This is a genomic window from Aquabacterium sp. A3 (genome assembly GCF_038069945.1).
Taxonomy (GTDB): Bacteria; Pseudomonadota; Gammaproteobacteria; order Burkholderiales; family Burkholderiaceae_C; genus Aquabacterium.
Genome location: NZ_JBBPEV010000001.1, coordinates 960,433 through 979,587 on the forward strand (window position 1 = coordinate 960,433; position 19,155 = coordinate 979,587).

Sequence of the window (19,155 nt, forward strand, 5' to 3'; positions counted from 1 at the left end):
CTGGTGGGGGGGTTAGGCGCCACTTGATGGCGAGCGACTGATCTTTGTTGGATGGGCTGGTTTAGGCTGATAGCAGCCGGTCAGCTTTGGCGAGCAGGTGACCGCTGAGGTTGATACAAGCGCCAGTCCGCCTATGATGTAGTGCCATGGCCATCGACCTGAAAACCTTAGGATCCAAACTCGCCAAATACCGAGGACAGCTCAAAGAGTCCATCGTTGAGGTCGCGTCCGCGACTGGCATTGACGCAGCGCGTCTAAAGGATATCGAAGCGGGCCTGGTCGAACCGACGGGCGACGACGTGCTGATCCTGGCCGACCACTATCGCTGCGACTTCAAGTTCTTCATCTCAAACGAACAGGTTGCGCCGTTCGAGCAAACCGAGACGCTCTACCGAGCCCATGGCAACGACTTTACGAAGGAAGATCGCCGGGCCATCCAAGACTTTCTATACCTGTGCGAGACCGAAGACTTCCTGATGAGGGAGTTGGGGCGTCCGCCCAAGGACTTTTTCTTTTCGCCAAGCGGGGATTTCTTTAAAGGCCACGGAGAGAGCGCTGCAGCGCGACTGCGCGCCGCTCTGGGACATGACGACCGCGTGGTCCCACGCGATGTCTACGCGGAATTTCGCAGCGTTGGCGTCCATGTCTTCCGCCACAAGTTAGGCAACTCGAACATCTCCGGCCTTTTCATCATGCATCCGGTTGCTGGAAAGTGCGCCTTGGTCAACCACAGCGAGGACATTTACCGCCAGCGATTCAGCGCTGCTCACGAAATGGCCCACGCCATCTTCGACTCTGCGCAAGGCGCTAGCGTCAGTTTTGATCGCCCCAGTGGGGCGGATTATTTGGAGCTTCGCGCCAATCGATTTGCATCGTGCTTTTTGATGCCACCCGCCTTCTTGAAGAAACTGCCGTCGCCCAGCCAGTGGAGCGACGCGGATGCACAGAGGTGGGCCAACGATTTGCGAGTGAGTTGCGTTGCGCTTGCCATCGCTCTCAAAGAGGCCAAGCTCATCGAACAGGCCAACTACGACCGTATCCGCCGATTGCGCGTGCCGCGCGAAGCCAAGATCGACCCCGAATTGCCCGACAGCCTCAATCCCACGCAGCGCCAACGCAAGGCACACCTGCTGGAGCTCGGGCTCTCGGATTTCTACGTGGGTCTGTGCTTCGAGGGCTTTAGCGCCGGGGTGATCAGCATCGGTCGTTTGGCTGAAGCCCTGCTTTGCAGCCACGGCGAGCTCTTCGAACTTGCAAACCTCTATGGCCGGACCCTCCATGGCCATTGATCCATCAAAGTTTCATCTAATCAATGTTGCCGACACCTGCTCGGTGTGGAACGTGTTGTCGTCAGCTCGTCTGCATTCGGCCGCCAACGAAGCGCATTGCGAATTCTGCATGACCAGCTTCGTGCGTTACGAATGCCTGATTAAGCCGCGGAAAGCCCCGACTCAAGCGGAGACCGAGCTTATGCGACGGCTTAACCAAGAGCAAGCTCGAGGCGGCTTTGCCGCCCATTCCTGCGACATCGGTGACCTACAAGCCATCAAGCTCCTTGAAAGCAGGAAAAAGCTGGGCAAGGGTGAGCTGTCATCTATCGCTTTCGCCATGAAGATCGGTCAAGCCGTTATCACCGACGACATGAAGGCGCGCAAGCTGGCTGAAGATTCAGGCCATGCCCTCGCGCAAACCACTTCGCATCTGTTTTCATGGCTGATATTCAAAGGACGCCTTGGCGACTCAGACAAGGCGACCGTCATAGCGCAGCATCAGTCGATGGAGCGCCCGCTCGCCCCGCATTTCGAGAAGGCCTACGAGATTGCGCTGCAATGCAGGCTCAATTCGATGCCGTGAGGCGCACCGTGGAAACTAAGCCGACAATGAGGGACGTTGCGCCGCCTGACCTGCCGAGGCTCATCCAGGACGCTCTGGCAGAGCTGGGATATGACGCGGATGCCGCGGCAGTGGCCGAGCGAGTTCGCCGTCTGGACATTGGCCTGCCGGTTGAGGACGAGTTCTCGGTCGTATGCGCCTGGCTCGGGAAGTGCCAGCTACTTCACAAGCTGGACCAGCATCAGGTGCCCATTGCCTCCAGGCAGGAGTTTCAAGTCCCCGACTTGCTGGCGAAATTCTCTACCCAGACCAGCAAGTCCCCTGTGCTGATCGAGGTGAAGTCGAAGAAAGAAAAGGTCTTGTCATTCAAGGCCGAATACATGGGCCGCCTGCAGAACTACGCCGATCTGGTGGGCATGCCATTGCTGGTAGCGTGGAAGTTCCACAGCCTCTGGACGCTGTTCGAGGCAAGGCATATGAAGAAGGCCGACAAGAACTTCAACATTAATCTGGAGACGGCGTTGCGGGAGAACCTCCTAGGCGTCATGGCTGGCGACGTCGCCTACAAAATCGGCGCTGGCGCAGGCATACACCTACGCATTCGAAAGGACAAACTGCTTGGCACCGAGAAGACCAATGAGGGGTACGCGGAGCAATGGATGATGACAATCGACGACGTGAGCTTCACAGATCGCGAAGGAGCGCGTCGCACGGACCTCGACGACGAGGTCCAGTCGTTGTTCACCGCGTGGGACTTGGCGGAGAAGGAGGAGCACACCGACTCCCACATCAATCTACACTTTGTAGCCGGGGCCGAAGGTGTGCAGTTTGCCCATACGGCCTTGATCCACTTGCTGAGCTGGGAGTCACCCCACGATGACAGACCGCACTGGCGCGGAATCCTGCGGAAGGAGCAGATCACCGCCAACGTCGCCAGCTTCTCTGCTGCGCTAGATGCGGCCTTCCGGCAGAAGGTGGTGTCCCACATCTTCCACTTTCAGCCCCATGCTATGCCAGAATTCTTGCAGCCATCGGCGTAGGCTTCGATGAGTAGCATCAACCAACTTAGTTTTTGAGGGGGATTTGACGAGTGCTTATTGAACAGGCCTTCTTTTCACTGCCAGAGGTCCTCCACGGAACTGGCTACCAGTCACAAAGCTATGAATCTGGGATTGTTTCCGCGCTAACCCTTTCACTCCTCCAGGTCTTGAACGGGCGCAATGTTCCGAACCCCATTGGTTGCTTGCAAAGCGAGCGGCTATATCGCTCTGATGGAATTTATCAGCAGGGAGGGAATCCACGATATCTGCGTGCAGACTTGTTCGCCGATATAAATCGCCTATTTGTTGCAAACAAGCGGCTGAGCCAATACGGCTGGCGTCATCATCTGTGGCTCGAATGCAAGTTCCTTCGAGGTCAGGCGGGCGCGGAGGGGAACCAGCATGCAGGGAACAAGTCCCCAGCTACGGGTTCGATATTGGCAGACTTACTTCGATTGGCTCTGCTCATTCCGGAGACAGCGAACAAGACCCACAGCAGCCGCTACTTTCTGCATGTCTATGACGCCGACCCGAAGTTCTACCTAACCTTCCGCGGCCGCCCTTGGTGCAAGTCCTTGGTAAGTGTCGGAGAGCAGGAAATCCATGTATCCGGATTGGAAGATGAGCCTGCAGCAGTCAAGAGACTAATCGGTGACCTTCCCGGCCTTGATGTGAGGCTCAAGGTCACAAACTTTCACGCAGGTCCGCTACACGTTCAGCATCGTCCGGTCTATTGGTGTTGGCTCACCCGTATCGATAAGGTCGACGCAAGTCTTGCGCGGCACACAGTGTCGATTGATGCCGACCGAACGATCACTCAATCGGAGGATGGTCTAGCCGAGATTGCCGCATTCTTGGCAGCACGTCTGGCCATCCTGCCGGAGTCACCCGACACCCAGCCGCCGCGCCCCGACGAGCAAGAGGCGGCGCAGCAAGCGGATGAAGTGGTTCCCGCTGGGATAGAGGACTAGTTCAGGCATCCCATCTGCGTGCGACTGTACAGTTGTGCTCCGGGCTGTACGGGGGGATGAACTCCTGCTACAGCCCCATCTGTCCAATGACGGAAATCCGGCCTAGAGCGAGCTTTCAGGCGCGGGTCACTAATGGCGGCAACCGCTGCAAAGCCGCCCGTCGCACGCCACCCATGTTTCAGCCCGCGGATGTCGGGTAAACAACGCAGCGAGGTAAAGGAGGAGGGGGGGACGCAGTCCGCCCCGGGGGAGAGAGCCCTGACACAAACAGTCCTGAGGACTGTTTGTGCATGGCGAGCGCCTGGGGCTCTGCCCCCAGGCAACGAGCGTAGTTGTCTACCCGGCGTCCGTGGCCCGCACAGCGCACCGAAGGGCAGTGGCCCTCACGCCATCAGCGTCAACAAGCCCTGATACGGCAACAAATTGGTCCGCACCACCTTGTCCAGCGGCTCGGCAAACCCATCCTGCATCCACCGCGCCGCCAGCAGCACGTTCAGGCCGATCATGCCGTCGGCCAGCAGGTCCAGGTTCACCTCATCGGCCCGGGCGTCGGGCACCAGCAGGTGCAGGTGCTGGCGCATCATGTTGGAGTAGTCGCGTGCGGTGGCGCCGCTCAGCGCGGCCACCTCGTCGTTCACGCCCAGCGAATCCACCAGCATGATGCGGCCGCGCCGGGGGTCGTCGCGAATGAATTCCAGAAACACGCGGATGGCCGGCTCCAGCATGCCCAAAGGCGTGGGCTCGGCCTCTTTGAGCACGGCCAGCGTGCGGGCCATGAGCTGGTCGCGCAGCTCGCCATAGGTGGCCATGAACAGCTGCGGCAGGGTCTTGAACGATTCGTAAAAATAGCGCTCGGTCAGGTGGGCGGCCACGCACACCTCGCGCACCGTGGCCGCATGAAAGCCCTTGGTGCCGAACACCTCGATGGCGCCCTCGATCAGCTTGGCGCGGCGCAGGCGTTGCCGCTCTTCAGGCAGCACGCCGCCATACCGGCGGCGCGGTGAAGGCGTGGGGGCAGACGTCAAGGCGTTCATGGAGATCCCTATATTGACATGGATCATTGTCAAAGTTATTCTGACAAGATTCTTTGTCAAAAGTCAAGCTCCTCCTGGGAATCCCCTCACATGACAGCGCACCACCCTCAGGCTGCCCCCCATCGCCCTGCCCCGGCCCCCGATGGCATCGAGCGCCACCGCATCATCATCGTCGGCACCGGGTTCTCGGGCCTGTGCATGGGCGTGAAACTGCGAGAGCAAGGCGAGGAAGACTTCGTGCTGCTGGAGCGCGCCAGCGAGGTGGGCGGCACCTGGCGCGACAACACCTACCCGGGCTGCGCCTGCGATGTCGAATCGCACCTGTATTCGTTCTCGTTCGAGCCCAACCCGAACTGGTCGCGGCTGTATGCGCCGCAACCCGAGATTTTTGCCTACCTGCGCCACGTGGCCCGCAAGTACGACCTGATGCGGCACGCCCGCTTCAACACCAACCTGGTGGGCGCCCGCTGGGACGAAGCGCGCAAGCTGTGGGTGGTGAAGGCCGAAGACGGCCGGGTGTTCGAGGGCGAGGTGCTGGTGTCGGGCATGGGTGGCTTGAGCAACCCGGCCTACCCCAACATCCCCGGGCTGAACCGCTTTGAAGGGCCTCAGTTCCACTCGGCCACCTGGCGCCACGATGTGGACCTGAACGACAAGCGCGTGGCGGTGATTGGCAGCGGCGCCAGCGCCATCCAGTTTGTGCCGCAGATCGCGCCCAAGGTGGCGCACCTGAGCTACTTTCAGCGCACGCCGCCGTGGGTGGTGCCCAAGATGGACCGGCCCGTGACGACGCGCGAGCGCGCGGACTTTCTGGCCAACCCCTGGCGCCAGCGCATGGCGCGCAACAAGCTTTACTGGATGCTGGAGGCGCGCTTCCTAGCCTTCAAGTACAAGCCCGAGTGGATGAACCTGGTGGCCAAGGTGGGCAAGCACCGCATCCGCAAGCACATCAAAGATCCGGCCCTGCAAGCCAAGCTCACGCCCAGCTACACGCCGGGCTGCAAACGCTTGCTGATCTCCAACGATTACTACCCGGCCCTGGCGCGCACCAACGTCGAGGTCGTCACCGAGGGCATCCGCGAGGTGACGGCGCGCGGCGTGGTCACCAACGATGGCCGCGAGCACCCGGTGGATGTGATCATTTACGGCACCGGCTTCAAGGTGCAGGATCCGATCCCCAAGGGCGCCATCTTTGGCAAGGGCGGCACCGACCTGGTCGACCTGTGGCGCCAGGGCCCCGAGGCCTTCCTGGGCATCACGGTGGCGGGCTTTCCCAACTTCTTCATCCTGATGGGCCCCAACACGGGCCTGGGCCACAACTCGATGGTCTACATGATCGAGTCGCAGGCCCACTACATCGTGGAGGCGCTCAAGGCCATGAAAGAACAGCGGCTGCGCACGATCGAGGTCAAGCCAGAGGCTCAGAAGCGATTCGTGGGCCAGGTGCAGCAAGCCCTGACGGGCACGGTGTGGAACTCGGGCTGCAAGAGCTGGTACCTCAACGAGCAGGGCCGCAACACCGCAGCCTGGCCAGGCTTTACATTTGCATACCGCCTCAAGACCCGCCGCTTCCGGCTCAACCCCTATCAGACTGAACGCGCATGAGCATCCAGGCCGTCATCACCAACCTCGTCTTGCGCTGGCAGTTCAAGCGCGCTGGGCGTGGCCCGCTGAATGTGCAAAAAGCGCGCAGCAAGATCAACCACCTGGCCAAGCGGTACCCGCCGCCGCCCAAGAGCATTCGCCACACGCCGGTGGCGGCCCAGCCAGACAAGGGCCTGTGCCCGGCCGAATGGCTGAGCGTGGCCAACCCGAAGCGCACGGTGGTGTACTTCCATGGCGGCGGCTATTTTTTCTGCGGCCTGGAAACCCACCGCCCCACCTGCGCCTACCTGGCGCGCACGGCCGAGGCCCAGGTGCTGTCGGTGGATTACCGCCTGGCGCCCGAGAACGTGTTCCCGGCGGCGGTGGACGATGCCCTGGCCTGGTGGAAGGCCTTGCTGGCCCAAGGCATCGATCCCAAAACGGTGGTGTTTGCCGGTGATTCGGCCGGTGGCGGCTTGACGCTGGCCTGCATGCTGGCGGCCAAGGCCGAAGGCCTGCCGCTGCCTGCAGGCGCGGTGCTGTTCTCTCCGTGGACGGACCTGAGCTGCTCGGGCGAGACCATGAAGACCCAGGCCGACGCCGACGTGATGTTCAACCCCGAATCCCTGCCCGAGGCGGCGGCCCTGTACCTGGCCGGCCAACCGGCCAACACGCCTTTGGCATCGCCCCTGTTTGGCGATCTGGCGGGCCTGCCCCCCTTGCTGATCTACGCCAGCGAGCACGAGATCTTGCTGTCGGACTCCACCCGCCTTCACGAACGCGCCAAGGCCCAAGGTGTACAAAGCACCTTGCACCTCAAGCCCAAGATGCCGCATGTGTGGCCCACCATGCTGATGCTGCCCGAGGCGCGCGCAACGCTCAAGGCCTGCGGCGAATTCATCGCTGCGCGCACACGCTGACCCCAGGTCGGCCCCTTGTCGAACAACCACACCGGAGACACGCGTGAAAGACTTCAAGAACAAGGTGGCGGCCATCACCGGCGCCGCATCGGGCATGGGCCGCACCCTGGCGGTGGAACTGGCCAAACGGGGCTGCCACCTGGCCCTGAGCGACGTGAATGAAACCGAACTGGTGAAGACCGCCGAACTGGCGGGCCGCCATGGCGTGAAAGTCACCATCACCCGCCTGGACGTGGCCGACAAGGAGGCCGTGTACGCCTGGGCCGACCAGGTGGCGCGCGACCACGGCAAGGTCAACCTGATCTTCAACAACGCGGGCGTGGCCCTCACGGCCCCGCTGGAGCACGTCAAGCACAGTGACTTCGAGTGGATCGTGGGCATCAACTTCTGGGGCGTGGTCTACGGCACCCAGGCCTTCTTGCCGCACTTGAAGGCCTCGGGCGATGGCCACATCGTCAACACCTCCAGCCTGTTCGGCCTGATGTCGGTGCCCACCCAGGGCTGCTACAACGCCACCAAGTTCGCGGTGCGCGGCTACACCGAAGCCCTGCGCATGGAGCTGGAGCTGGAAGGCGCCTGTGTCAGCGCCACCTGCGTGCACCCGGGCGGCATCGCCACCAACATCGCCATGGCCGGCAAGGTGGACCCGGTGATGGAGAAGCTCACCGGCGTGACCGAAGAGCAGCAAAAGCGCCGGGCCAACAAGATGATCAGCACCACCACGGCCGAATCGGCTGCGCTGCAGATTTTGTCGGCGGTTGAGAAAAACGCCCGCCGCGTGCTGGTGGGGCCGGACGCCAAGTTCCTGGACAAGGTGGTACGCCTGCTGGGTGCCAGCTACCAGGTGCTGATCATTCGCCAGATGCGCAAGATGAGCAAGCCGCGCACGCGCGCACGCACCGCTGCCTGAGCCGCCTCGCGCCTGCACGACGACATGAAATGGTTCAAACGTCTGTGGTGGACGGCGGTGCTGTTTGCCATTGGCCTGGCCGCGGTGGTGTTCACCACCTGGGAGCCTGACCGCCAACTGGGCGCCCTGGTGGCGCGCTGGGGTGCCGACCCGTCCACCTTCCTGGAAATGGATGGCATGCAGGTGCATGTGCGCGACACCGGCCCCCGAGACGATCCTCACCCCCTGGTGCTGCTGCACGGCATGTCGTCCAGCCTGCACACCTATGAAGGCTGGCAGCAATCGCTGCAGACCGAGCGCAGGGTGATCAGCGTCGATCTGCCGGGCTTCGGGCTCACCGGCCCCAGCCCGCAAGGTGATTACCGCATCGATGCCTACACCCGCTTTGTGCTGCGGCTGCTGGACGCGCTGCAACTCAAGCAGGTGGTGCTGGTGGGTAATGCGCTGGGTGGCGAAGTCGCGTGGCAGACGGCCGTGCTGGCCCCCGACCGCGTCGAGCGGCTGGTGTTGATCGACTCCGATGGCTACCAGCCTTCGGTGCTGTCCATGCCGATTGCGTTCCAGGTGGCCAGTTCGCGCTGGCTGCGCTGGGTGTCCGAACGCATCTTGCCCAAATCGCTGGTGGCCGCGAGCGTGCGCAGCGTGTTTGGTGACCCCAAGCGCGCCACCCCGGACAAGATCGACCGATACTTCGAGCTGGCATTGCGCGTGGGCAACCGCCGCGCGCTGTTTCAGCGCATGGATCAGGCTCAGTTTGGCAGCAACGCGGCCTTGATCCGGCGCGTGCAACAGCCCACCCTGGTGCTGTGGGGTGACAAAGACGAGATGATTTCGCCCGATCAGGGGCAATTGTTTTGCCGCGACATTGCCGACTGCACCCTGGTGATGCTGCCCGGCTTGGGGCACCTGCCTCAAGAAGAAGACCCGCGCGCGACGCTGTTGCCGCTGCGCGAGTTTCTGGCACGACCGGGCCGCAGGCCCGCTGATCAGCCCTCTTGACGACGCCAACGCGCCTGGCGCACCACCGAGGCCACCAGCTTGTCGAGCATCTGGTCCATGCGCTCATCCTTGAGCGCGTGGGGCCCACCCAGCTGTTTGTCGGCGGCCGACAAGGCCAGCTGCTCGGGCACCACCACCATCGCAAAGTTGGTGCTCAGGTAGGTGCGCACGATGGGCAGCGCACGGATGCCACCCAGCGCGCCGGGCGATGCCGCCATCAAGCCCACCGGCTTGCCCTCCGTGGCGCCCGTGCCCGAGGGCAGATCGCCCTCGGCCTGCACCACCGACATCCAGTCGAAGGCATTGATGAACAGCGGCGTGGGCAGGGCGTTGTACTCGGGGCTGCTCAAGAGCAGGCCGTCGTGCTCGGCAAAGAGCTGACGCAGGCGACGAGCGCCTTCGGGCATGCCCTGGGACTGCAAAAGATCCTGGTCGTACACCGGCAGGGTCAGCTCTCGCAGGTCCACGGTGGTGGTTTCAGCGCCCAGCGCTTGCGCCTTGTGCGCAGCAATCGCCGCCAACTGCCCATTGAATGAGCCCTCACGGGCGCTGCCCGCGATCACCAACAAACGAGGGGTGGTGCTGCTCATGCCTTACCCCTGAAAACGTTGGGCCACCTGGGCCACGCGCTCACCAAACAGGCGGGCGGTCTCCAGATCACCCGGCAGCATCTCATCCACGCTGGCATCCGACGGGGTGGAGGCCATGGCGCCGCTGAACGAGGCCACATAGTTCACGTCATTGCGCGTGGCGGCCTTGCTGTTGCTGGGCATGATGCCGGTGCCCACCCAGATCATGCTGTGCTGCATGGACACGGTGAACAGGTAGTGCAGGGTGGACAGCTTGTCGCCGTTCATCGACGCCGAGTTGGTGAACCCCGCCGCGATCTTGTTCTTCCAGGCCTGGGTGTACCAGGGCTTGGAGCTGGCATCCAGAAACCGCTTGAACTGCCAGGGCACGCTGCCCATGTAGGTGGGTGCGCCAAAAATGATGGCATCGGCCGCGGCCAGGGTGTCCCAGCCGCCCTCAGGCAGTTGCCCCTCCTGGTCCACTTCCAACAAGGTGCCGCCCGCGCCCTGGGCCACGGATTCAGCCATGCGGCGGGTGTGGCCGTAGCCGCTGAAGTACACGATCACGATCTTCTTGCTCATGGTGAATTTCCTTTCGAAGTAAGAGGTCAGAGAGAAAAAATCAGGCTACCCTTGCGCGATGTTCAGTTACCGACACAGCTTCCACGCGGGCAACCACGCCGATGTGCTCAAGCACATGGTGCTGGTGCAGGTCATCAAGCACCTGCTGCACAAAGAAAAACCCTTCTGGGTGATCGACACGCACGCGGGCAGCGGCCTGTACGACCTGGGCGGCAAGCACGCCAGCACCAGCGGCGAGGCTGTCAGCGGCATCGCCCAGCTCTGGCCGCATCGACAAGACACGCAATTGCCCACCGCCGTGCGCGCCCTGCTGGAGCAGGTGGCCCACATCAACCATGGTGACGACCTGGCCTGGTACCCCGGCTCGCCACAACTGGCCGCCCAGATGCTGCGCGAAGGCGACCACCTGCGGCTGTTCGAGCTGCACCCCACCGAACTGGGCCTGCTGGGCCGGCACTTTGGTGACGTCAAGCGGGGCGTGACCATCCACGCCGAAGACGGCTTTGCGGGCCTGAAGTCCTGCCTGCCGCCCCCGCCTCGCCGTGGGCTGGTGCACATCGACCCGCCCTATGAAATGAAGGACGACTACCGCCGCGTGGTGCAAACGCTGCGCGAGATGCTGCCGCGCTTTGTCACCGGCACCTACGCCATCTGGTACCCCCAGGTGGCGCGCCACGAATCGCAACAGCTGCCCAACCAGCTCAAGGCCCTGGCGGGTCAGCTCGACAAGGTGGACTGGCTGCACGCCACGCTGCGCGTCAAGCGCGCCGACCCCAGCGGCCGGGGCCTGTTTGGCAGCGGCATGTTCATCATCAACCCGCCGTACACGCTGTACGACCGCCTGAATGAAGCCCTGCCCTGGCTGGTGGAGCACCTGGGGCAGGACGACCATGCCGCCTACAGCCTGGAAGCGCAGCAGAACTGACATGGTCGGCGCCTGCTCGGGAGTGGCGGATCAGGCCGCCAGGTCAAACACCAGCACCTCGGCCTGACGGCCCTGGCCCAGGTGCAGTTGGCTTTCGGCCTCCAGCTTCAGGGCGTCGCCATCGCGCAGCGTCTGCCCATTGACCTGCAGCTCGCCGCGGGCCACGTGCACATACACCTTGCGCGCGCTGTCCAGCGCCAGCTCGAACGCCTCATCGCCATCAAACAAGCCGGCGTACATCACGGCATCGGCATGGAACGACACCGAGCCCTCCCGGCCATCCGGTGAGGCCACCACGCGCAGTCGCCCGCGCTTGTCGGCGTCGTCAAAGTGCTTTTGCTCGTAACTGGCGCGCAGCCCGGTTTCGATGGGGTGAATCCAGATCTGCAACAGCCGGGTACGCTCGTTCACCGAGGGGTTGAACTCACTGTGCAGGATGCCGCGGCCCGCCGACATGCGCTGCACCTCGCCGGGCCGCACGGTAGCACCATTGCCCAGGCTGTCCTTGTGGGCGATGGCGCCCTCCAGCACATAGGTGACGATCTCCATGTCGCGGTGGCCATGCATGCCAAAACCGGCGCCAGGGGCAATGATGTCGTCGTTGATCACGCGCAGCGGCCCAAACGACACGTGGGCCGGGTCCTGGTACTCGGCAAACGAGAAGCTGTGGTGGCTCTGCAACCAGCCGTGGTCGGCATGGCCTCGGTCGTCAGCGCGGCGCAGGGTCATCATGGTGGGCTCCTTTCGTGGGCGGGGTCTGGCGCCAGCCCATCCATCGGGGCTGACGTCTCCGCCATGGATTCCACTGTATGGAACCATGCCCCTCTTGAGGCTGAGGCACACTGACGGCATCATTCAAATGAATTGAACGAACCCACCTTTCTGACGCGCCCGACATGCCCACCGACCGCCACCACGTGCTCACCCCCGAGGCCCTGCAGATGATGGTGACCATCGCGCGCACGGGCAGCTTTGCCGCTGCCGCGCGCGAACTGGGCAAGGTGCCCTCAGCCCTGACCTACAGCGTGCGCCAACTGGAAGACGCCCTGGACGTGCTGCTGTTTGACCGCAGCAGCCGACAGGCCCGCCTGACCACCGCCGGCGAAGAGCTGCTGCGAGAAGGTCGTTTGCTGTTGCAGCAGATGGATGCCGTGGCCAACCGGGTGCGCCGAGTGGCCTCGGGCTGGGAGTCGGAGCTGACCATCGCGGTGGACAAGGCCATCGCGCCACACGCCGTCTTTGACCTGATCGAGGCCTTTTATGCCTTGACGCCGCCCACCAGGCTCAAACTGCGCAGCGAGGTGCTCACAGGCACTTGGGAGGCCCTGGCCTCTGGAGAGGCCGACCTGGCCATTGGCGTGGTAGGCGAGCGGACTGCCATGCCGGGCATCCGCAGCGAGGCGATCGGCCCCTTGCCCTTCATGTTGACGGTGGCCCCGCACCACCCCCTGGCCCAGCAGCCAGAGCCGCTGAGCATGGCCGAACTGGCACGCCACCGGGTGGTGGCGGTGGCCGACACGGCGCGGGGGCTGGAGCCCACCACCGTGGGCATCCTGCCCGGCCAGGACGTGCTGACCGTGCCCTCCATGCCCGCCAAGCTGGAAGCCCAGCTGCGGGGGCTGGGGTGTGGCTTTCTGCCCGAACCCATGGTGCGGCCCCACATCCAGGCCGGCCGCCTGGTGGCCCGGCAGGCCGAAGGGCCAGCCCGCGTGGCCCATCCGCACTACGCCTGGCGCCAAGGCGAGCTGCCACCGGGCAAGGCCCTCAGCTGGTGGCTGCATCAGCTCAGCAGCGCCGCCACGCGCTGTGCCCTGCTCGACCTGCATGAGGGCCTGATGCTGTGAGCGCCTACATCGGCCGCTTTGCACCCTCACCCACCGGCCCGCTGCACGCGGGCTCACTGGTGGCGGCACTGGCCAGCTGGCTGGACGCCCGCGCACACGGCGGCCAGTGGCGGGTGCGCATCGAAGACGTGGACACCCCGCGCTGCATCGCCGGGGCCGACCAGCGCATCCTGGCGCAACTGGCGCAATGCGGTCTGGCGCCTGATGGCGAGGTGTGGTGGCAAAGCCAGCGCGTAGCCGCCTACCAGACTGCGCTGGACCAGTTGATCGCCGCCGGCCACGCCTACCCCTGCGCCTGCACGCGGGCCGACATCGCCCGCACCAACGAGGCCCTGGGCCGCGTCAAACCGCGCCATGGCGAGCTGAGCTACCCCGGCACCTGCCGCCCCGAGCGCGGCGGTTTGAACGGACGCGAAGGCCGCGCCTGGCGCCTGCGCGTGCCCGATGCAGGCCAGCCCGACGGCCTCATCCACTGGCACGACCGCCGCCTGGGCCCGCAACAGCAAGACCTGGGCGAGGCCGTGGGCGACTTCGTGGTGCGCCGCGCCGACGGCCTGTGGGCCTACCAGCTGGCCGTGGTGGTGGACGACGCCGCCCAGGGCATCACCCACGTGGTGCGCGGCGAAGACCTGAGCGACAACACCCCCCGCCAGATCTGGCTGCAACAGGCCCTGGGCCTGCCCACCCCGCACTACCTGCACACCCCCTTGGTGATGGGCGCCAACGGCGAAAAACTCTCCAAACAGAACGGCGCAGAGCCCCTGAACCTGGACGACCCCGTGGCCGCCGTCACCCAGGCCGCCCAGGCACTTGGATTGAAAGTCGAGGGCCAGACACTGGGCGAGGCGTTATCGCAAGCCACACAAGCCTGGCACTGGCGCTAGAACAGCCACCTTGCCAGCCAGCCTCGCCGTGCGACCCACACAGCGAAGTCAAGGAGGAGGGCCAACGGCCCGGGGGACATGAGCGGCGTGGGTCGCGCGGCGAGGCTGAGCCCGCTCGGTATCAGCGCTCCACCACCACAAAGTGCTTGCGCACCGCCTCCAGCACCTCAAACGCGCCTTCAAAGCCACCCGGAATGACTGCGCCCTGCCCCGCCCGCACATCGGTGTACCCGCCATCGCGGTCGTGCAAACGCACCCAGCCTTCCAGCACAAAAAAGTACTCGTCCTTGCCAGGCGGAAACACAATGCGCCAGCGCCCCACCTCGCAAGCCCAGATGCCCGCGCTCATCTGCCTATCGGCCGACTCGTACAGCGTCCAGGTCTCGCGTCGCGGGTTGCCCGACTCCAGCCGATCGGGCCGAGGATGGTCGATCACCCCCGGCGTGGCCGGCGCATCCAGTCGCACAATGTGGGGCACCAGCACCTCAACAACCAACGCTCACCCGCATCACTTCACCAGGAAGTGCTCGCGGTAGTACGCCAGCTCGTCGATGGACTCGTGGATGTCGGCCATGGCCGTGTGCTTCTGGGCCTTCTTGAAGCCCTCGGCCAGGCCCGGCTTCCAGCGCTTGGCCAGCTCCTTCAAGGTGCTGACGTCCAGGTTGCGGTAGTGGAAGAAGGCTTCCAGCTTGGGCATGTAATTGGCCAAAAACCGGCGATCCTGACAGATCGAGTTGCCGCACATGGGCGACTTGCCCGCCGGCACATACTGCTTCAGGAAGGCGATCACCGCATCGGCCGCAGCATCCTCATCCACGGTCGAGGCCTTCACGCGGTCAATCAGGCCACTGCGGCCGTGCGTGCCCTTGTTCCAGGCGTCCATGGCGTTGAGCGCAGCGTCGCTCTGGTGCACGGCAAACACCGGCCCCTCCACCCGCACGCCCAGGTGCGGGTCGGTCACCACCACCGCAATCTCGATGATGCGGTCGCTCTCCGGCTTCAGGCCGGTCATCTCCAGGTCGATCCAGATGAGGTTGTTCTCGCTCTTGGCCAAGGTGGGGACCACGGCGGCAGAGGCGTCGGCAGGGTTTTGGGGCAGGGACGTGTCGCTCATGGGACCGAATCGTACACTCCTGCCCTATGGATGCCCTTGCCCTGACCCTCATTTTTGCGTTCTTCGTCGTGGCCTCACTGCTGACGCGTTTGTGGCTGGATGCGCGGCAGGGCCGCCATGTGGCCCAACACCAGCACGCCGTGCCCGAGGCCTTCGCACGTGACGTGAGCCTGGACAGCCACCAGCGCGCCGCCCGCTACACCCTGGACAAACTCCGCTTCGGCCTGGTGTCGGCCACCGTGTCGACGGCCGTGCTGATCGGCTGGACGCTGCTGGGTGGCCTGGGCCTGCTCAATGTGGTGGTGCGCGAATGGACACTGGACAGCTGGGGCCCCATGGCCTACCAGCTGGCGCTGTTTGGCGCCTTCATGCTCGTCAGCGGCCTGATCGACCTGCCACTGGAGGCGTGGAACACCTTCCGCATCGAACAACGCCACGGCTTCAACCGCATGGGCTGGGGCATGTGGCTGGGTGACCAGCTCAAAAGCGTGCTGGTGGGTGTGCTGCTGGGCGCGCCCATCCTGGCCCTGATCTTGTGGCTGATGGGTGCCGCCGGCCAGATGTGGTGGCTGTGGGCCTGGGGGGCCTGGGTGGGCTTCAGCCTGCTGCTCATGGTCATCTTCCCCTTGTTCATCGCCCCCTTGTTCAACAAGTTCGAGCCGCTCAAGGACATGTCCTTGGCCGAGCGTGTTCAGCAACTCATGCAGCGTTGCGGTTTTCAGGCCAAGGGCCTGTTCGTGATGGACGGCAGCCGCCGTTCGGCGCACGCCAACGCCTACTTCACCGGCCTGGGGCAATCCAAGCGCGTGGTGTTTTACGACACCCTGCTGAACAAGCTCAGCCATGGCGAGGTTGAAGCCGTGCTGGCCCACGAGCTGGGGCATTTCAAGCACAAGCACGTGCTCAAGCGCATGGTGACGATGTTCATCATCAGCCTGCTGGGTTTTGCCTTGCTGGGCTGGCTGACCACCCAGGTGGCGTTCTACCAGGGTCTGGGCGTCATGCCCAACCTGCAAGCCCCCAACGACGCCCTGGCCCTGCTGCTGTTCATGCTGGCCCTGCCCCCGGTGATGTTCTTCGTGGCGCCGGTGTTTTCGCACTTCTCGCGTCGTGACGAATACCAGGCCGATGCCTACGCCTGTGCCCAGGCCAGCGGCCATGACCTGGCCCAGGCCTTGATCAAGCTGTACAAAGACAATTCATCCACACTGACGCCCGACCCGCTGTACGTGCGCTTCCACTACTCGCACCCACCGGCCACCGAGCGGCTGGCGGCCATGCGCGCCTTGTCTCCCCAACCCACGCCTGCCCACCCATGAGCACCCAGCCACTGGCCCAACAACACTGCAGCCACCAAAGTGGCCCGGCCCTGTCGGCCGACGCCCTGCCCGCCTTGCTGGCCGAACTGCCCGGCTGGCGTGTCGAGGGCGCTGGCGCTCAAGCCGTGCTGACCCGCACCGTGGAGTGCAAAGACTTCCACCACACCATGGCCTTCGTGAACGCGGTGGCCTGGGTGGCGCACCAGCAAGACCATCACCCCGACATGCTCGTGGGCTACAAGACCTGCACCCTGCGCTGGTCCACCCACTCGGTGGGCGGCCTGTCGATCAACGACTTCATCTGCGCCGCCCGGGTAGATGCCCTGGCGCAATGAAGCGCTCGCAAGGGGCTTCAGGCCGTCCGGATCGCCGTCCAGATCGTCGGCCCAAGGACTCGGGTGAGCCCGCCGGGCGATCGGGGCTGGTCGTGGCCACCCATGGCCGCCACCTCGTGGTGGAGCCCGCCGAGGGCCCGCGCCTGATCTGCCACCCCCGGGGCAAAAAATCCGAGGCCGTGGTGGGCGACCGCGTGCGCTGGGAGCCCACCCTGGAGGGTGGCGACGAGGGCGTGATCCTGTCCGTGGATGAACGCCGCAACCTGCTGTACCGGCAGGACGAATGGCGCAGCAAATCCTTCGCGGCCAACCTCGATCAGTTGCTGATGTGGATCGCGGTCGAACCCGTGTTCAGCGAGGTGCAGCTCACGCGTGCGCTGATCGCGGCCAAGGCGGCCGACATCCCGGTCACCATCGTGCTCAACAAGGTCGATCTGCCCGGCACCCCCGCCGCCCGCGAACGCCTGGCGCCCTACCGGGCCATGGGCTACCCGGTGGTGGAGTTGTCGCTGAAACACGAGGCCGAAGCGGCCCGCGCCCAGGTCATGCCTCTGCTGCAAAACCAGGCCAGCCTGGTGCTGGGCCCCTCCGGCGCGGGCAAGAGCACGCTGATCAACACCCTGTTGCCCGAAGCACGGGCCCAGGTGGGCGAGATCTCGCAAGCCCTGAACTCGGGGCGCCACACCACCACCAGCTCGCTGTGGTACTGGCTGGACGACGCCCGCGCCACCGCCGTGATCGATTCACCGGGCTTTCAGGAATTCGGCCTGCACCACATCGAGCCCATGGCCCTGGCCAGCCTCATGCCCGATCTGGCGCCGCACCTGGGCGAGTGCCGGTTTCACAACTGCACGCACCGGCAAGAACCGGGCTGTGCCGTGCGCGCCGCCACCGAGCGCGGCGAGATCAGCCCACTGCGCTTGCGCCTGTACGCCGACCTGTTTGAAGAACTGAGCCAGCCCCGCTGGTGAGCCCCACACGAGTTTCCGATGAGCGACCACCTCAGCCCTTTGGCCCCCACCCTGGACGCCTACGCCCGTGGCGACATGCCCCTGCACGCACTGGCACGCACCTGGCGAGACGCCGCCCAGGCCCACCAGCCAGCGCTGCCCGCGCGTTACCTGGAAGTGCTGGAGCGCGTGTTGAACCAACTGGAAAGCGCGGCACTGTTCACCGAAGAAAGCTGCTCGTTCAGCCAGGGCGACATGATCGGCGCCCTGCGGGACTGGCTGGCACGCGCGCAGGCCCTGTGAGGCCCGCCAGGCGCTGACACGAAGGGCTCAGCCGATCAGGTTGGCCAGCGACAGCAGCGCCAGCAGCAACATCCACAGCACCACCGAACGCCAGATCAGGCCCACCACGCTGCGCAAGTGCGCCGGTTGTGGGTCGGCTCCCTGTGTGCTGCCCTGGGCCATGATCACATCGGGTGAATCGCCCTGGGTCATGGTGCGGCTGACGTCCCGGGTCACCTCGCTGACGGCCGGCGCCACCTGGCCCCCCAGACGCACCCCCAGGGCCCCCGACGCGGCGGCCAGGATGATGCCCTCGTTGGGCCGCACCCACAGCACCGCATGACGGCGCCAGGCATCCACGGCATCCTCAAAATTGCCCACCACCGCAAAGCCAAACGCGGTCAGTCGGGCGGGCACGTGGTCCAGCACGGCAAACAGGTCTTGCGACAGGCCCATCAAACGATCGTGCGTGGGCGTGCCCGTGACCTGGCTCTTGTAAGACCAATAGCGGCTGGCAAACTCGGCCATGCGAAACAGCACGGCACCAGCCGGGCCCAGGCCAAGGGTGGAGAGCGCCACAAACCAGAAGAACACGCCAAACACATGGCGATGCGCCGCCAGCAGCGAGTACTCCAGCACGTGGCGCAGGATTTCGGTGCGGGGCAACTCCGAGGCATCCACACTCTGCCACTGGGCCAGCAATTCACGGGCGCGGTCTTCCCGCCCCTGCTCGATGGCATCACGGATGGCCGTGAAGTGGTGGCTGAACTGCCGAAAACCGAGCATGAAATACAGCACCACCACGTTGAACACGAGCGCCAGCACGGTGCTGTAGCGGTCAACCACCATGAACAGCACGCCCGTCAGCGCGGCCGGCACGATCACGGTGATGGCCCAGACCACCTTGGCATGGACCGCATCACCGGCGTCAAAATTGCGGCCAGCCCAGCGCACCCACCCCACCAACGCGTGGTGGATGGGATTGAGGTTGGACAAGGGCTTGAGTTGTTCGGCCAACAGCGCAAACAACACGGCAAAAAAGCTCATGAACGCATCATAG

At 64.4% G+C, this 19,155-nt stretch carries 22 protein-coding genes; 15 read left to right on the forward strand and 7 right to left on the reverse strand.

Going from position 1 to position 19,155, the window contains the following annotated elements; genetic code table 11:
- Positions 1–146 precede the first annotated feature (146 nt).
- Genes WNB94_RS04185 through WNB94_RS04200 form a run of 4 tightly spaced genes read left to right on the forward strand, consistent with a single transcriptional unit; the run spans position 147 to position 3,844 of the window.
- Positions 147–1,289, forward strand: coding sequence for an ImmA/IrrE family metallo-endopeptidase (locus WNB94_RS04185; RefSeq protein WP_341388602.1), 1,143 nt, complete (start codon positions 147–149; stop codon positions 1,287–1,289).
- Positions 1,279–1,854 (forward strand): PIN domain-containing protein, encoded by a 576-nt coding sequence (locus WNB94_RS04190; RefSeq protein ID WP_341388603.1) that lies wholly within the window; start codon positions 1,279–1,281, stop codon positions 1,852–1,854. The genes WNB94_RS04185 and WNB94_RS04190 overlap by 11 nt, the downstream gene beginning before the upstream one ends.
- A complete protein-coding gene (locus tag WNB94_RS04195) occupies positions 1,830–2,873 on the forward strand; it encodes a restriction endonuclease (protein WP_341388605.1) in 1,044 nt (347 codons plus the stop codon). The genes WNB94_RS04190 and WNB94_RS04195 overlap by 25 nt, the downstream gene beginning before the upstream one ends.
- Positions 2,874–2,923: 50 nt before the next feature.
- Positions 2,924–3,844, forward strand: coding sequence for a hypothetical protein (locus WNB94_RS04200; protein WP_341388607.1), 921 nt, complete (start codon positions 2,924–2,926; stop codon positions 3,842–3,844).
- 383 nt (positions 3,845–4,227) lie between these two features.
- On the opposite strand, the gene WNB94_RS04205 is transcribed toward WNB94_RS04200, so the two are convergent.
- The gene (locus WNB94_RS04205) at positions 4,228–4,878 is read right to left on the reverse strand and encodes a TetR/AcrR family transcriptional regulator (RefSeq protein WP_341388608.1); all 651 of its coding nucleotides are present in this window, start codon (positions 4,876–4,878) and stop codon (positions 4,228–4,230) included.
- 90 nt (positions 4,879–4,968) lie between these two features.
- On the opposite strand from WNB94_RS04205, the gene WNB94_RS04210 reads away from it, so the two are divergent.
- Genes WNB94_RS04210 through WNB94_RS04225 form a run of 4 tightly spaced genes read left to right on the forward strand, consistent with a single transcriptional unit; the run spans position 4,969 to position 9,291 of the window.
- On the forward strand, positions 4,969–6,483 hold the full coding sequence (locus WNB94_RS04210) for a flavin-containing monooxygenase (protein ID WP_341388609.1): 1,515 nt from the start codon (positions 4,969–4,971) through the stop codon (positions 6,481–6,483).
- Positions 6,480–7,382, forward strand: a complete 903-nt coding sequence (locus WNB94_RS04215; protein WP_341388610.1) for an alpha/beta hydrolase — start codon at positions 6,480–6,482, stop codon at positions 7,380–7,382. Before WNB94_RS04210 ends, WNB94_RS04215 begins: the two co-directional genes overlap by 4 nt.
- A 43-nt stretch (positions 7,383–7,425) precedes the next feature.
- Positions 7,426–8,292, forward strand: a complete 867-nt coding sequence (locus tag WNB94_RS04220) for an SDR family NAD(P)-dependent oxidoreductase (protein ID WP_341388611.1) — start codon at positions 7,426–7,428, stop codon at positions 8,290–8,292.
- A gap of 24 nt (positions 8,293–8,316) precedes the next feature.
- Positions 8,317–9,291 carry an alpha/beta fold hydrolase gene (locus WNB94_RS04225; protein ID WP_341388612.1) on the forward strand — a complete coding sequence of 325 codons (975 nt, stop codon included), beginning with the start codon at positions 8,317–8,319 and terminating at the stop codon, positions 9,289–9,291.
- Here the strand turns inward: WNB94_RS04225 and WNB94_RS04230 are convergent.
- A complete protein-coding gene (locus WNB94_RS04230; protein ID WP_341388613.1) occupies positions 9,279–9,881 on the reverse strand; it encodes an NADPH-dependent FMN reductase in 603 nt (200 codons plus the stop codon). The two genes, WNB94_RS04225 and WNB94_RS04230, sit on opposite strands and share 13 nt — an antisense overlap.
- 3 nt (positions 9,882–9,884) lie before the next feature.
- Positions 9,885–10,442, reverse strand: a complete 558-nt coding sequence (locus tag WNB94_RS04235; RefSeq protein ID WP_341388614.1) for a flavodoxin family protein — start codon at positions 10,440–10,442, stop codon at positions 9,885–9,887.
- 58 nt (positions 10,443–10,500) lie between these two features.
- Between WNB94_RS04235 and WNB94_RS04240 the strand changes: the two genes are divergently transcribed.
- On the forward strand, positions 10,501–11,367 hold the full coding sequence (locus WNB94_RS04240) for a 23S rRNA (adenine(2030)-N(6))-methyltransferase RlmJ (protein WP_341388615.1): 867 nt from the start codon (positions 10,501–10,503) through the stop codon (positions 11,365–11,367).
- Positions 11,368–11,397: 30 nt separating this feature from the next.
- On the opposite strand, the gene WNB94_RS04245 is transcribed toward WNB94_RS04240, so the two are convergent.
- Positions 11,398–12,099 carry a pirin family protein gene (locus tag WNB94_RS04245; RefSeq protein WP_341388616.1) on the reverse strand — a complete coding sequence of 234 codons (702 nt, stop codon included), beginning with the start codon at positions 12,097–12,099 and terminating at the stop codon, positions 11,398–11,400.
- A 164-nt stretch (positions 12,100–12,263) separates the two neighbouring features.
- Between WNB94_RS04245 and WNB94_RS04250 the strand changes: the two genes are divergently transcribed.
- Entirely contained in the window at positions 12,264–13,211 is a 948-nt protein-coding gene (locus WNB94_RS04250; protein WP_341388617.1) for a LysR family transcriptional regulator, read from the forward strand.
- A complete protein-coding gene (gluQRS, locus tag WNB94_RS04255) occupies positions 13,208–14,095 on the forward strand; it encodes a tRNA glutamyl-Q(34) synthetase GluQRS (RefSeq protein WP_341388618.1) in 888 nt (295 codons plus the stop codon). The genes WNB94_RS04250 and gluQRS overlap by 4 nt, the downstream gene beginning before the upstream one ends.
- Positions 14,096–14,216: 121 nt before the next feature.
- On the opposite strand, the gene WNB94_RS04260 is transcribed toward gluQRS, so the two are convergent.
- Both WNB94_RS04260 and orn read right to left on the reverse strand, forming a co-directional pair.
- Positions 14,217–14,573 carry a cupin domain-containing protein gene (locus WNB94_RS04260; RefSeq protein ID WP_341388619.1) on the reverse strand — a complete coding sequence of 119 codons (357 nt, stop codon included), beginning with the start codon at positions 14,571–14,573 and terminating at the stop codon, positions 14,217–14,219.
- Positions 14,574–14,603: 30 nt separating this feature from the next.
- Positions 14,604–15,209 carry an oligoribonuclease gene (gene orn, locus WNB94_RS04265; protein WP_341388620.1) on the reverse strand — a complete coding sequence of 202 codons (606 nt, stop codon included), beginning with the start codon at positions 15,207–15,209 and terminating at the stop codon, positions 14,604–14,606.
- Positions 15,210–15,235: 26 nt separating this feature from the next.
- On the opposite strand from orn, the gene WNB94_RS04270 reads away from it, so the two are divergent.
- Genes WNB94_RS04270 through WNB94_RS04285 form a run of 4 tightly spaced genes read left to right on the forward strand, consistent with a single transcriptional unit; the run spans position 15,236 to position 18,116 of the window.
- Positions 15,236–16,528, forward strand: a complete 1,293-nt coding sequence (locus WNB94_RS04270) for a M48 family metallopeptidase (protein ID WP_341388622.1) — start codon at positions 15,236–15,238, stop codon at positions 16,526–16,528.
- Positions 16,525–16,863, forward strand: a complete 339-nt coding sequence (locus WNB94_RS04275; RefSeq protein ID WP_341388623.1) for a 4a-hydroxytetrahydrobiopterin dehydratase — start codon at positions 16,525–16,527, stop codon at positions 16,861–16,863. Before WNB94_RS04270 ends, WNB94_RS04275 begins: the two co-directional genes overlap by 4 nt.
- Positions 16,860–17,834 (forward strand): ribosome small subunit-dependent GTPase A, encoded by a 975-nt coding sequence (rsgA, locus tag WNB94_RS04280; RefSeq protein ID WP_341388624.1) that lies wholly within the window; start codon positions 16,860–16,862, stop codon positions 17,832–17,834. The genes WNB94_RS04275 and rsgA overlap by 4 nt, the downstream gene beginning before the upstream one ends.
- A gap of 18 nt (positions 17,835–17,852) precedes the next feature.
- Entirely contained in the window at positions 17,853–18,116 is a 264-nt protein-coding gene (locus tag WNB94_RS04285) for a hypothetical protein (protein WP_341388625.1), read from the forward strand.
- Between the two features lie 27 nt (positions 18,117–18,143).
- Here WNB94_RS04285 and WNB94_RS04290 read toward each other — a convergent pair whose 3' ends face one another.
- Entirely contained in the window at positions 18,144–19,142 is a 999-nt protein-coding gene (locus WNB94_RS04290; RefSeq protein ID WP_341388626.1) for a CobD/CbiB family protein, read from the reverse strand.
- Positions 19,143–19,155 lie beyond the last annotated feature (13 nt).